The organism is Sphingobacteriia bacterium (assembly GCA_017304685.1).
GTDB lineage: Bacteria > Pseudomonadota > Alphaproteobacteria > Rickettsiales > 33-17 > JAFKLR01.
Map to the genome: position 1 here is coordinate 1,047,952 of JAFKLR010000003.1, position 13,352 is coordinate 1,061,303.

The 13,352-nt window shown below is 30.4% G+C and carries 13 protein-coding genes; 8 read left to right on the forward strand and 5 right to left on the reverse strand.

Translation table 11 applies throughout. The annotated features are described in order from the left end of the window. The 3 genes from J0H68_04890 (at window position 1) to J0H68_04900 (ending at window position 2,497) form a co-directional block, all read left to right on the forward strand. A complete protein-coding gene (locus J0H68_04890) occupies window positions 1-1,518 on the forward strand; it encodes a methionine--tRNA ligase (GenBank protein ID MBN8828023.1) in 1,518 nt (505 codons plus the stop codon). Window positions 1,519-1,727: 209 nt separating this feature from the next. Continuing rightward, window positions 1,728-1,940: a hypothetical protein gene (locus J0H68_04895; GenBank protein MBN8828024.1), complete on the forward strand. Its 213-nt coding sequence runs from the start codon at window positions 1,728-1,730 to the stop codon at window positions 1,938-1,940. 44 nt (window positions 1,941-1,984) lie between these two features. Continuing rightward, a complete protein-coding gene (locus tag J0H68_04900) occupies window positions 1,985-2,497 on the forward strand; it encodes a DUF2383 domain-containing protein (protein ID MBN8828025.1) in 513 nt (170 codons plus the stop codon). Window positions 2,498-2,544: 47 nt separating this feature from the next. Here J0H68_04900 and fliI read toward each other — a convergent pair whose 3' ends face one another. Continuing rightward, the gene (fliI, locus tag J0H68_04905; protein ID MBN8828026.1) at window positions 2,545-3,870 is read right to left on the reverse strand and encodes a flagellar protein export ATPase FliI; all 1,326 of its coding nucleotides are present in this window, start codon (window positions 3,868-3,870) and stop codon (window positions 2,545-2,547) included. A 122-nt stretch (window positions 3,871-3,992) separates the two neighbouring features. After that, the gene (locus J0H68_04910; GenBank protein ID MBN8828027.1) at window positions 3,993-5,468 is read right to left on the reverse strand and encodes a DASS family sodium-coupled anion symporter; all 1,476 of its coding nucleotides are present in this window, start codon (window positions 5,466-5,468) and stop codon (window positions 3,993-3,995) included. 188 nt (window positions 5,469-5,656) lie between these two features. Here J0H68_04910 and J0H68_04915 point away from each other — a divergent pair, with 188 nt between their 5' ends. After that, the gene (locus tag J0H68_04915; protein ID MBN8828028.1) at window positions 5,657-7,513 is read left to right on the forward strand and encodes a KUP/HAK/KT family potassium transporter; all 1,857 of its coding nucleotides are present in this window, start codon (window positions 5,657-5,659) and stop codon (window positions 7,511-7,513) included. Between the two features lie 17 nt (window positions 7,514-7,530). On the opposite strand, the gene J0H68_04920 is transcribed toward J0H68_04915, so the two are convergent. Continuing rightward, entirely contained in the window at window positions 7,531-8,304 is a 774-nt protein-coding gene (locus J0H68_04920) for a TatD family hydrolase (GenBank protein MBN8828029.1), read from the reverse strand. Between the two features lie 291 nt (window positions 8,305-8,595). Continuing rightward, on the reverse strand, window positions 8,596-10,566 hold the full coding sequence (uvrB, locus tag J0H68_04925) for an excinuclease ABC subunit UvrB (protein MBN8828030.1): 1,971 nt from the start codon (window positions 10,564-10,566) through the stop codon (window positions 8,596-8,598). 175 nt (window positions 10,567-10,741) lie between these two features. Between uvrB and J0H68_04930 the strand changes: the two genes are divergently transcribed. Continuing rightward, on the forward strand, window positions 10,742-10,963 hold the full coding sequence (locus J0H68_04930) for a hypothetical protein (protein MBN8828031.1): 222 nt from the start codon (window positions 10,742-10,744) through the stop codon (window positions 10,961-10,963). Between the two features lie 58 nt (window positions 10,964-11,021). Next, window positions 11,022-11,609 (forward strand): hypothetical protein, encoded by a 588-nt coding sequence (locus tag J0H68_04935; GenBank protein ID MBN8828032.1) that lies wholly within the window; start codon window positions 11,022-11,024, stop codon window positions 11,607-11,609. A 24-nt stretch (window positions 11,610-11,633) separates the two neighbouring features. On the opposite strand, the gene J0H68_04940 is transcribed toward J0H68_04935, so the two are convergent. After that, window positions 11,634-12,614, reverse strand: coding sequence for an RluA family pseudouridine synthase (locus J0H68_04940; GenBank protein MBN8828033.1), 981 nt, complete (start codon window positions 12,612-12,614; stop codon window positions 11,634-11,636). On the opposite strand from J0H68_04940, the gene J0H68_04945 reads away from it, so the two are divergent. Then, a complete protein-coding gene (locus tag J0H68_04945; protein ID MBN8828034.1) occupies window positions 12,615-12,920 on the forward strand; it encodes a hypothetical protein in 306 nt (101 codons plus the stop codon). A 3-nt stretch (window positions 12,921-12,923) separates the two neighbouring features. After that, entirely contained in the window at window positions 12,924-13,337 is a 414-nt protein-coding gene (locus J0H68_04950) for a flagellar assembly protein FliX (protein ID MBN8828035.1), read from the forward strand. The last annotated feature ends 15 nt before the right edge of the window (window positions 13,338-13,352 follow it).

A 13,352-nucleotide genomic window follows, 5' to 3' on the forward strand; every position in this document is an offset into this window, starting at 1 on the left:
ATGTCGAATACCTTTTATATTACTACTCCAATTTATTACGTTAATGACGTTCCACATATTGGACATGCTTATACAAGTATAGCTGCAGATGTAATGGCCAGATACCACAGATTAAATGATGAGAAAGTATATTTTCTTACAGGTACAGACGAACATGGTCAAAAAGTTGCGAGCTCAAGCCAAAAAAATAATATGACCCCTCAAGAATTTACTGATTTTTATTCAGGTAAATTTCGTGAAATGTCAGGAAAATTAAATCTTTCAAATGATGATTTTATTAGAACTACTGAAAGCAGACATAAAAAAGCTGCGCAAGCCTTTTGGAATAAATTAAAAGATAATGGTCATATTTACCTTGGATCATACGCTGGCTGGTATGCAATAAGAGATGAAGCTTTTTATCAAGAGTCTGAACTTGTTGACGGTAAAGCTCCAACAGGTGCTCCTGTTGAATGGGTAGAAGAGCCAAGCTATTTCTTCTCATTATCAAAATTCCAAGACAAGTTACTTAAATTTTATGAAGAAAATCCTAATTTTATTTGGCCAAAATCTAGAAGAAATGAAGTAATAAGTTTTGTTAAATCTGGTTTAAAAGATCTTTCGGTTTCTCGTACAAGCTTTTCTTGGGGAGTACCTGTTCCTAATGACGAAAAACATGTAATGTATGTTTGGCTTGATGCTTTAACTAATTATATTTCTGCGCTTGGTTACCCTGATGAGAGTTCAGATCTTTATAAAAATTTCTGGGATAAAGCAGTGCATTTAGTAGGGAAAGATATTTTAAGATTCCATGCTGTATACTGGCCTGCTTTCTTAATGGCAGCTGACCTTCCTTTACCAAAACAAATTATAGCCCACGGATGGTGGACAAATGAAGGACAAAAAATTTCTAAATCTCTTGGCAATGTTATTAATCCATATGATTTAGTTAATTTTTTTGGCTTAGATCAAACCCGTTATTTTTTACTTCGTGAAGTACCATTTGGAAATGATGGAAATTATGCAAAGCTAAATGCTATTAGAAGAATTAATAGCGAATTATCAAATAACATAGGTAACTTAAGCCAACGCACCTTATCTTTCCTAAATAAAAATTGTGGCGGAATAATTCCAAATAAACGTGATGAAGATAATTTAAGTAACGAAGTTAAAAAACTAGTTGAAGAATATCACAAAAATTTTCTTAACCATGAATTCAGTGAAGCATTAGAAACAATAATTAACATTGGTAACCTTGCAAATGCATATATTGATGAAAAAGCTCCATGGAAATTAAAAAAAGAAAATCCAGAACTTATGGAACATTCACTTTACCATTTAATTTTCTCTATTAAAGTTATTGGTATTTTGCTTATTCCTTTCATGCCAAGCCTTGCAACTAATATGCTTGATTTACTTTCAATTCCAGAAAATGAAAGAAATTTCAAAAATATTTTCAACGAATTACAAACTGGTATCATCTTACCAGAACCTAAAGTAATTTTCCCTAAATTAGAAGAGCAAGAAGCAGTTATTTAACTGCTTCTTCGTCAACAAAAAATTTAAAATATCTTTTACATAAATTTTATTTTTACTTTTTATAAAATGAATTGTAATATTAATTATATAATTGATATTAAAGGTATTTTAACCATTAAATCATTATAAATATATAAAATTTCTTTTGCCTTATTTTAGAAATTTACTCGCCTTACTGTATAAATTAAATTTTACTTGGAGGGTTTATCATGAGTAACAGAACTAACAATTTAACTTTAGAAATAAGTTTAGATCAACAATTTCACAAAAAAAATGATGATGAAACGCATCAATATAAAATGCCTCTACATTCACATTTGTTAGATACGCCAGAGGATGATGAAAAAGCTGGTCGTATAGATGATTCCACACCTTATGCACCTGGCGCAGGTGGCGAAGTTGGTATCGGTAATAAAAGATAAGGAAATTATCTTTATAATAATTTATTTAATAATGGAGATTATTTATGAAATCTATATTTAAACGTTCCTTTTATGTAGCTTTAACATTAATTACTTTAAATGGTTTAGCTTCAGATTCAATAGCGCAACCTGCAAATAATGAAGATGTGGCAAAACATTTACAAACACTAACTCAATATGAAATTGATGGCTCATTTATTTTAAGTCAAGCTATCGATAACGTTAAAAATAAAGCATTAAAAGAAAAACTCACAAAAATGAAAGTTGAATGTGAGAGAAATATAAAAGACTTAGCAGCTTTAACTCATGAATATGGTAGAGAAGCACCTATTCATTCACGTGATTTTAAAGGATTCTTTATGCAAGGCTATGCAGCAATGCGTGGACTTGTTAGTGACAAAGGTGTAATGAGTGCTTTACATACTAATTCAAAATTAATTTTAAATGCTTTTGAGGAAGCTTTAAATTCTGATTTACCAGACCATGTAAAAACTAGATTACAAAGAATTTATAATACTAAAAAATCCCATTTAGATTACTTTGCAAGCCAAATGTAACTAAATAAATTAAAATAGGCTGGTAATTCTAACTAGCCTATTTTAATTTATTTATTAGCTAAAATCTTTTCAACCTCAGTATAACAATATTCAAAATTGAAAGCATCACCAGGCGATTGTCGTAAAAAATCTTCAAATAAAGGTTGAAGTTTAATTGATAAATCAACTTCGGGGTCGCTTCCTTTTTTATAAGCACCAATTCTTATAATTTCATTCATATCATTATAAGTTGCCATAATTTGACGTGATTTTTGAACTAGCGCATATTCTTCTTTAGTATTACATCCAGGCATTGTACGAGAAATACTTTTAAGAACGTTTATTGCTGGAAATCTTCCTCTTTCTGCTATTTCTCTATCTAATATAATATGCCCATCTAATATACCTCTAACAGCATCGGAGATAGGCTCATTCGTATCATCCCCTTCGACAAGTACACTAAATAATCCTGTAATATTACCTTGTTCTGAAGTTCCAGGCCCTGCTCTTTCTAATAATTTTGGTAATTCAGAGAATACTGTTGGCGTATAACCTTTTGTAGCTGGGGGCTCACCACATGATAAACCTATTTCTCTTTGAGCCATCGCAAACCTGGTTACACTATCCATCATAAGCAAAACTTCTTTTCCTTGATCTCTAAAATATTCAGCAACCGACATACTTAAAAACGCTGCTTGCTTTCTAAGTAATGGAGATTCATCACTAGTTGCAACTATTACTACAGCATTTTTTAAACCTTCAGGCCCTAAGTATTCTTCTATAAATTCCTTAAGCTCTCTTCCTCTTTCTCCAATGAGTCCAATTACCTTAACATCCGCTTTAGAATATTTCGTAATCATTGCAAGTAGCATTGATTTTCCAACACCAGATCCTGCAAAAATACCCATCCTTTGGCCATAGCAACAGGTTGTAAAAGTATTTAGTGATTTAATTCCTAAATCTAATTTTCCTTCAACTCTCCTTCTTTTATGCGAAGAAGGTGGATGAGCTTTTAAATTATAAGCAAGATTACCAAATTTAATTCCACCTAATTCATCAATTGGTTCTGCATTTGCATTAAGAATTCTACCAAGCCATGAATCATGTGGAAAACAATTACCTTGCTCAGATAAAAATTCAATTTTATTACCAGCGGCAATTCCTTGAACATCTTCATAAGGAATAAGCTTAACTTTATTATTTTCAATACCTACAACTTCACAAAGTATTTTATGATTTTGATGCGCTTCAATTAAGCACCTTGCACCAATTCCTGCAATTCCAGCAAGTCCTTCTCCTTCAATTAAAAGCCCTTTAACTGAAGTAACAAGTCCATATATTTTATAATTTGGAATGCTATTAATATCACTGCCAAGCTGGGTGAAATCAACCATTTATTACTCTTTAAAATTATTTATCAAAAATAAATTTATTCTAAAATGAGTAAAATTAAAAGAAGTTTTAATATTTATAAAAAGAGTTTTGCATAAATATTATATACAAAACTCTTTAAAGATCATGTAGTTTCAAGCTGTTGAACTACTTTGAAATCAATTTTATAAACGTCAAATAAACCTGAAGTGTAGAAAATAATTATTAGAATTATCCCCACAATTTTTAGTAAAAATCCTGCCTTTGCCATATCTTTACCATTCAAATGGTCATTGATAAATACAAATGAATTTGGAGGAGTTGCAATTGCAAGCATAAATGAAAGAGATAGAGTAAAGGTCGCAATTAACGATACAATTAATGGATTAAAACCAAGCGCAATACATAAAGCTGCCATAATTGGTATTACAGAAACTGATAAAGCCGTATTATTTATAAACTCAGTGATAATAGCTATAACAATTACGGAAATTAATATAAAACTTAATTGTGTAATTTTACCATTAGCTTTTACAAAATTGCCGATAACTTTGAAAATTTCTAAGTAATTTATTGCACTACTAATTGCTATACCACCACCAAATAATAATAAAATTCCCCAGGGTAGTTTTTCAGTATCTTTCCATTCTAAGAGAAATTTACCTTTCGTTAAATTAATAGGCGTTACAAATAATAACAATCCACAGAATACAGCAATAATTTCATCATTTATTTCAAAAGTTGTGGCATTAGCTAAAAACGGCCTTACAATCCAAAGAAAAATTGTAAATAAGAAAATAACTAATACTTTTACTTGGCTATTAGTTAAAAAATATTCTGCAAATTCTTCTTTAATGTAATGATCTAATGAATCGAATCTAAATTTTGAGCGAAAAAGTATTTTCGTTAGAATTATCCAACCTGCAAATAGCATTATTACTGAAAATGGGATACCAAAATATAACCATTTAACAAAACTTATATCTACTTCAAAAGATTCAGCAAAAAAACTTGCAAGAATAATATTTGGTGGACTACCTATTACAGTTGCAGTTCCTCCAATAGTAGCCGCATATGGAATACTAAGTAATAAACTTGTAATAAAATTAGTTTTATATTTATTGTCTTCAACAGTATTTCCAAGCATATTTATTATACTAATAGCAATTGGAAGCATCATCATACAAGCTGCTGTATTACTCATCCACATACTTAAAAAATACGTAGCAGACATCATACCTAATACTACTTTACTTGGATCAAAACCTATTACTTTTATAGCTCTGTATGCAATAAAACTATGAAGATTATGCTTTTCTAGCGCAATAGCTATAAAGAAACCTCCCATGAATAAAAATATATAAGGGTTACCATAAGCGCTAAAAGTATCGTATGAACTTAACACACCTGTTACAGGATAAAGTACTGCTGGTAAAAGAGCAGTCACAGCGTATGGTACCGGCTCAAATACCCACCAAATAATCATAAAGCTCGTACAAGCAAGAAATTTCCATACGGGTAGTGGAATTATATCTGGATTTGGAGTTAACATAAGGCTTGTAAAAACTAATGGACCTAAGAATAAACCAATTAGCTTAGTATAAGAAATGTATTTTTGCATTTTAACCAGTGAATAATATTTACACTTATTAAAATTTAAATACATTTTTCAAATTATTACAAGGAATTTATTTTAAAGTTCTACTTTCATAAGGTAAGTTTTATAAATCAATTTTTTGATTTCTAACTAGACATTATTTGTTATATAAGCTATCCTAAATTACATAATTCTTAATAATTTAACTAACTATGACTAACAAAACTCCTCTTAAATCTCTTATTATTGGAGCTATAGGTATCGTCTATGGTGATATTGGTACTAGCCCTTTATATGCTTTAAAAAATTGCTTTTTAATAGGTAATTTGCCCGTAAATGACATGAATATACTTGGACTAATTAGTATGTTTATTTGGACGTTATTTTTAGTCGTAACGATAAAATATGTTTGCTTAATTTTAACTATAAATAATCAAGGTGAAGGTGGAACATTAGTCATATCCTCACTTTGCCGCAAATTAAAAATAGGAAAATATCGAATTTTTCCTCTTGCTCTTGGAATAATTGCAACTTCTTTATTTTTTGGCGAAGGAATTATTACCCCTGCCATTTCTGTTTTAAGTGCGCTTGAAGGAATAGAGGTAATTTCTCCATCACTTGAACCTTATATAATGCCGTTTTCCTTAGTTATTCTAACTCTTCTTTTCTTTTTTCAAAAACACGGCACTGGAAAAATAGGTTTATTTTTTGGTCCTATAATGGTTTTATGGTTTATTACTTTAAGTATTTTAGGTATCTATAACATCTTTCAAATGCCAGAAATATTAAAAGCTTTCAATCCATATTATATTGTTAATTTTATGATCAATAATGGTTTCACCGGTCTTTTAACTATTGGTGGAATTATATTAGTTATTACAGGTGTAGAAGCGTTATATGCTGACCTTGGTCATTTTGATAGATTTTCCATCTCTCTTTCATGGCACCTTTTTATTTTTCCTGCTCTTATTTTAAATTACTTAGGTCAAGGCGCTCTCTTATTAAACTCACCTGAAGCAATAACAAACCCATTTTATCATTTAGTGCCAGAAACACTTTTATACCCCTTAATTATATTCGCCTCTATTGCCACAATAATTGCTTCTCAATCGGTTATTTCAGGAGTATTTTCAATTGCGTGGCAAGCAACTTTAAGAAATTATTTGCCGAAAATGAAGGTAGTTTTTACCTCTTCTAAAATGGGGCAAGTTTATCTTCCAGTTGTAAATTATATACTTTATTTCCTGACTATAGGCGCTGTACTTAAATTTAAAACTTCGGAAAACTTAGCGGTTGCTTACGGTTTAAGTGTAGCTGGGGTTATGCTAATTAGTACAATTTTAGCATTCCTTCTTGCTTGGAAAGAATGGAAATGGAATAAATTTAAACTAGGTTGTCTTTTTATTCCTTTATTTTTCTTAGACACTACATTTGTTTTAACCAATTTTATTAAATTGTTTGAGGGTGCGTGGTATACAGTTTTAATAAGCGCAATAGTAACTTACACTATAACAGTTTGGATTAAAGGTAATGCCTTAATAAAATATAAAAACTTACTTATCAATAAACATTTAGATACATATTTACCAAATTACCAACAAGGATTTCCTATTCATTTACCGCACACTGCAATATTTATGAGTAAATTTATTCATAAAATACCTAATTCCTTACTAATACATTTAAAACATAATAAATTATTACATAATAAAATTATTTTTATTTCAATTTGTCCTCAAAGCGTTCCACGTGTCTCTCTAGAAAAAAAATTTACTGTAGAGAGAATTAATATTAATTGGTTTAGAATATTAGTAAACGTTGGCTTTAAAGAGATCATTGATTTCGATAAAATGATTGAAGTTGCAAGAGAACATCATATTTTAGGTGAGCAGGAAGAAGTTTCAATTTTCTTTAGTCGTAGTATTCCTATCTCTTCTACATCAGGAACTTTAAATGGGTTTTCAGAAAGATTTTACATTTTCTTATATAATAACGCTCTTTCACCTCATGAGTTTTATAAAATCCCACACGATCAAGTAGTAGAACTTGGGGTCAGATTTCAAATATAATTTTTGAAACGTAAGATTTAAACTATATTAAATAATTCTTTAAAATTCTTTGTAGTAATTTCTGCCACTTCATTTACATCAACTTCTTTTAATCCAGCTAAAAATTCGACTACATGTTTTGTATACCCAGGTTCATTACGTTTGCCACGATGAGGCGTTGGCGCAAGATATGGAGCATCAGTTTCAACTAATAAATTTTTAAGAGAAACGTTTTTTATTGTTGCTTGTAATTCTTTAGCATTTTTAAAAGTTATAATACCTGAAACAGAGATATAAATACCTAATTCTAAAGCAGCTTCACATAAATTTTGAGTACCTGTAAAGCAATGAAGAAGCCCTTTAAACTTCCCTTTTTTCATTTCTTCTCTAAGTATATTTATTGTATCCTCTTCAGCATCACGCGTATGAATAATCACCGGCTTACCAGTTAAACGCGCTGCTTCAATATGATTTTTAAAACTTTGAATTTGTTTATCTTTATCAAAAGGTTCATGGTAGTAATCAAGCCCTGTTTCTCCAAAACCTATTACCTTTGAATGATTAGATAGTTCTAATAATTTTTCAACGCTTACAATTTCTGCTTCTATTACATTACAAGGATGAACTCCAACCGAACAATAAATATTACTATATTTTTCGGCTATCTGTTTAATTTCCTCAAACTCCGAAAGACGAGTGCAAATTGTTTGCATTATTTTTACACCGTTTTCTTCAGCTCTATTTAAAACTTCAGAAAAATCATTTGCAAAATCATCAAAATTTAAGTGGCAATGGGAATCAACTATGAACATATCTTATTAATGTAATTAATTATTTTTTAGGGATTATATAGTGGGGCAATTAAGCTGTAAATATAATGATATAATTACTTATATAAAATCATTTAACATATTGAATACTCATAAAAATTAAGAGTAATTTGACAGAAAATTTTTGATTTGTTAATTTAGGCTTATGTATAAACTTTTACTGGAATTTGAGTTTATACATATCTTACTAATAATATCTGCGCAGATAAAACATAAGATTTTAATTTAATTAAAATAGGCTAGCCTATGCCAAAATCACTTCATGATTTATGGTTATTTTCTAACCCCAAGCGCTTTTTCTTCGAGTTTTTTCACTTCATCTCTTAGACGAGCAGCTTTTTCGAATTCAAGATCAGATGCAAGTTGTAACATTTCTTTGCGTTTTTTATCAATAAGTTTACCAAGTTCATCGATATTAATTTCATCATCTTTAGATCTGGTAAAGTTAGAATGTTCTGAAATATATTTGCTAATAGATGCAGGATTAATACCATGTGTTTTATTGTATTCCATCTGTAATTCTCTTCGCCTTTTGGTTTCACTAACCGCTTTGTCAATCGATTTAGTAATATTATCGGCGTAAAGAATTACTCTACCATTAAGATTTCTAGCAGCGCGTCCAATCGTCTGAATAAGAGAAGTTTCTGACCTTAAGAAACCTTCTTTATCAGCATCGAGGATGGCAACCAATGCGCATTCCGGTATATCAAGCCCTTCTCTAAGAAGGTTAATACCTACAATTATATCGACGTCCCCTCTTCTTAAATTATTTATAATCTCAACTCTTTCTAAAGTTTGAATATCAGAATGTAAATATGACACTTTAAGGCCTATATTACTTAAATAACCTGTTAAATCCTCAGCCATTTTTTTAGTTAAAGTTGTGACTAAAACTCTTTCGCCTTTTTGTACAGCATCATGGCATTCTTTAAGCAAATCATCAACTTGGTGAGTTGCAGGTTTAATAATACAAAGTGGGTCAATAAGTCCTGTTGGGCGAATAACTTGCTCAACATATTTTCCACCTGTTAGTTCAAGTTCATATTTACCAGGTGTTGCTGAAACAAAAACAGTAGTTCCTCTTAATTCATTCCATTCTTCAAATTTAAGTGGCCTGTTATCTAGTGCTGAAGGTAATCTAAACCCATGCTCTACAAGCGTTGTTTTACGCGATCTATCACCATTATACATCCCTCCGATTTGTGAAACTGTAACATGGCTTTCATCAATAAAATATAGTGTATCTTTTGGTAAATATTCAAACAACGTCGGTGGTGGGTCACCCGGTCTTCTACCTGAAAGGAATCTTGAATAGTTTTCAATACCCTTACAACTACCTGTTTCAATCATCATTTCAATATCAAACTGAGTTCTTTGCTCTAACCTTTGCGCTTCAAGTAATTTTTGAATTGTTCTAAAATGATCTAACCTATCTACTAGCTCATGCTTAATATTTGTAATTGCTCTTTGCATTGTATCAACTGGTGTAACATAATGCGAACTTGAATAAATTACTGCTTGTTTAAGCTTAGCTTCTTTTTTACCAGTAATAATGTCAAATTCAGCGATATAATCTATCTCATCACCAAAGAAACAAATTGACCAACCTTTCTCAGAATAGTGAGCGGGAATAACATCGACATTTTCTCCTCTTACTCTAAAAGTACCGCGCTTAGCTTCAAAATCATTACGGTTATATTGAAGTGCAACTAATCTTTTTATAAATTCTTCTCTATTTAACTTTTCACCTTGCTTAATGTGCACGGCCATACCTGAATAAAGGTCGGGCGAGCCAAGACCATAAATACAAGAAACAGAAGAAACTATAATACAATCTCTTCTTTCAAGAGCGGAGCGTGTGGCCGAATGTCGCATAAGATCAATCTGCTCATTTATTTGCGCAGTTTTTTCAATATAAACATCTGATCTTGGAATATAAGCCTCTGGCTGATAATAGTCATAATATGAAACGAAATATTCAACTGCATTATGAGAAAAAAAGGTTTTCATTTCATTATATAATTGAGCAGCAAGTGTTTTATTATGCGCCATTATAAGAGCTGGACGTTGTAACCTTTCAATAACATTGGCCATAGTAAAAGTTTTACCAGAACCGGTAACACCAAGCAAAACTTGGTTTCTTTCCCCTTTTAAAATACCTTCACAAAGTTGATCAATTGCCTTTGGCTGATCCCCTGCTGGTTTGTATTCAGATTCAATTTTAAATTTATTGTGCAATGTCATAAAAGGTAATCAAAACTTATTAGTAATATTTAATACTAACATGGCTTTTTAAAGCAAGAAAAGTCTTTTTAGCTTAACCCTATCTAAAAAATAACATTTTTATAAAGATTTAGTTAAGGATTGACAATTTATTAATAATTATGTATGTTAACTTAAAATTTTATAAGGTTAAATTATGACTAAATTTGTTGATTATGTAAAATATCATCAGGAAAAAATATTAAAGTTAGAAGATATTCATATCACTGAAGGTCCTAACACCATACGTCTCTATTCAGTAGTATCAAATGTTGATTTAGAAGTTATTCAAAAAGAAGGTTTAAAATCAAAGCTTCAGTTAAGTAAAGAAGGTAAAGTAAAAGTTCCCAATTATAATTTTTTTTACGAACGAACCTGATTTTATTTATTTTCAATATATTCCTGAAGAAAGATTAAAATATTTTTCGGATGTAAATATGGTATCGATTTTAGTCAATGTTAGTAAAACTTTTGTTTTTAACAGGGAATTTAGACCCCATTCCGATTTAAGAAGTTATATATCCTCTGCACATAGCCTTGAAGAATATATAGCTAATAAACAACAAGCAAATGAGTTAAGAAAAGATCTAATGCCTGGAAAATATATAATATTTCATCCTTTAAGTTCCATACCATTTAGTGTCAGCGTAAATGATAAGAGAGTTCAAGGAGACAAAAATAGCCTTTATTTGTACTTAAACGAAGTATTAGTCCATGAGAATATAATTCCTCCACAATTATTAGCATTTCATCCAAAACAAATAAATTTAGAGGAAAATTATGGAATTAAATTTAATGATGATTTTTCCCAAAAAGATATATTTTCTGCATCATTACCAACTAATTATCGTGCACAAATAACCTCAAATTATTTTAAAGAATCAGAGGTAAGAAATGAAAATGGTTTATTTAGATTTGTAAATAAAGCTACAGATCAAAAACATAAAAACGTTCTACAAAATGACTGGTATACAAGTTTTGCTGAAAAGATAAAAATGAATCAAGGACTTCGTAGCAAACTATAAGATTTAATAGTGTAATAGCCTTAATTATACATTTTCTTTAAGCGTTTCAATTAATACTTTCATATCATCATTTAATTCTATTTCAAACTGCATTGGTTCATTAGTTTCTGGGTGAATGAACCCTAGGCTAAACGCATGTAAAGCTTGACGTTTGAAGGTTTCGATTGAAACTTTAACTTCTTCTGGAAGAGCTTGCACTCCCTTACCTCTCTTACTTCCATAAGTTTTATCGCCTATAATAGAATGGCCTATATGAGTCATATGAACCCTAATTTGGTGAGTTCTACCAGTTTTAAGGCTACATTCAACTAATGAAAATCTATCATCTAAATAAATTTCAATTACTTTATATTCAGTAATTGCTTCCCTTCCTCCAGATTTCACAACTTTCATTTTTGTGCGGTTAATTCTATCTCTTGCAATTTGGGTTGTAATTACTCCCTTTTTAGGAGAAGGTACACCATAAACCAGCGCATAATATTTTCTAGAAAGTTCACGAGTTTTTAATTGATTTGATAATGAATGATGAGCTTTATCATTTTTTGCAATAATCATAAGTCCACTTGTATCTTTATCAAGTCTATGCACAATACCCGGACGTAATATACCGCCAACCCCAGATAAATTATCACCAACATATGCAACTAACTCATTAACAAGTGTATCTTGATAATTACCAGCACCTGGGTGCACAGTAACAAAGGGCGGTTTATTTATAACAATTAAATCCTCATCTTCAAATATAACATCAAAACTTTGGCTATTTTTTGGGATTATATTAGTTGGTTCTGGCGCAGGAAGATTTACAACAATTTCACTTATATTTGAAAATTTTTGCGAAGGGTCTTTTATTATAATATTATCAACTAAAACTTTTTCATCATTAATAAGTTTTTGAATTCTAGACCTTGAAATATTTTTTTCAATTAATAGTTCACTTAAAATCTTGTCTAACCTCTCTCTACTTGGTAAAATTATATGATTAAACTTTAAAATGTTATCCATATGCATCATAATGACAATATTAATAAAGAGATCGACTCAAAATACCTAAAAGGTTTAAGAGTTATTGTAGCTGTAATGTCAATTGTCCTTGCCGTTGGTAGCATGACTCTACTTGGCTTAGTTTTTTTTAAGTTAACTAAAAATACTACGGAGGCAAAACTAGTCGAATGTTTAACAAAAGTAAACAAAATTGTACTACCTGAGGGTACCGAACAAGTTTTAATTAGTTATGGTAAGATATTAGTTGTTAAGAAAGAAGGAAAGGAAAAGGTGATTATAGATTTCGATCCATGTAAGGTAAAATAAAGAATGCGAATAGAATCAAATAAACCTGTAACTTCAGTTTCAGGGGTAAATAAAGGTAGTAAAAACAAAGGTGGAACTGGCTTTTCAGATGCACTTAGCAAAGCCCAAGCAGAAAAGCTTTCAAGCCAGCAAAATATTCAGGCCACACAAAGCATCTTTATTATTCCCGATATAGCCGATGAATTAACTAAAGAAAAGAAAAAGCGTGTAATTTCAAACGCTAGAGATGTGTTAAAGGAATTAAATAGCCTCAAAACTGCTCTTTTAAATGGTCGCTTAAGTGAGGAAAATTTGATTAATATTGAGAATCAATTACTTAAGTTAAAAGAGGAAAATTCTGACGATCCTAAATTAATTCAAATAATCAATGATATAGAAATTAGAGCGGCAGTTGAATTGACAAAATTTGGTAAATAAGTTGAACGGTAATAA

Coding starts and splice junctions, on each gene's coding strand:
- J0H68_04890 (MBN8828023.1), top strand. CDS start 1: ATGTCGAATACCTTTTATATTACTACTCCAATTTATTACGTTAATGAC.
- J0H68_04895 (MBN8828024.1), top strand. CDS start 1,728: ATGAGTAACAGAACTAACAATTTAACTTTAGAAATAAGTTTAGATCAA.
- J0H68_04900 (MBN8828025.1), top strand. CDS start 1,985: ATGAAATCTATATTTAAACGTTCCTTTTATGTAGCTTTAACATTAATT.
- fliI (MBN8828026.1), bottom strand. CDS start 3,870: ATGGTTGATTTCACCCAGCTTGGCAGTGATATTAATAGCATTCCAAAT.
- J0H68_04910 (MBN8828027.1), bottom strand. CDS start 5,468: ATGCAAAAATACATTTCTTATACTAAGCTAATTGGTTTATTCTTAGGT.
- J0H68_04915 (MBN8828028.1), top strand. CDS start 5,657: ATGACTAACAAAACTCCTCTTAAATCTCTTATTATTGGAGCTATAGGT.
- J0H68_04920 (MBN8828029.1), bottom strand. CDS start 8,304: ATGTTCATAGTTGATTCCCATTGCCACTTAAATTTTGATGATTTTGCA.
- uvrB (MBN8828030.1), bottom strand. CDS start 10,566: ATGACATTGCACAATAAATTTAAAATTGAATCTGAATACAAACCAGCA.
- J0H68_04930 (MBN8828031.1), top strand. CDS start 10,742: ATGACTAAATTTGTTGATTATGTAAAATATCATCAGGAAAAAATATTA.
- J0H68_04935 (MBN8828032.1), top strand. CDS start 11,022: ATGGTATCGATTTTAGTCAATGTTAGTAAAACTTTTGTTTTTAACAGG.
- J0H68_04940 (MBN8828033.1), bottom strand. CDS start 12,614: ATGGATAACATTTTAAAGTTTAATCATATAATTTTACCAAGTAGAGAG.
- J0H68_04945 (MBN8828034.1), top strand. CDS start 12,615: ATGCATCATAATGACAATATTAATAAAGAGATCGACTCAAAATACCTA.
- J0H68_04950 (MBN8828035.1), top strand. CDS start 12,924: ATGCGAATAGAATCAAATAAACCTGTAACTTCAGTTTCAGGGGTAAAT.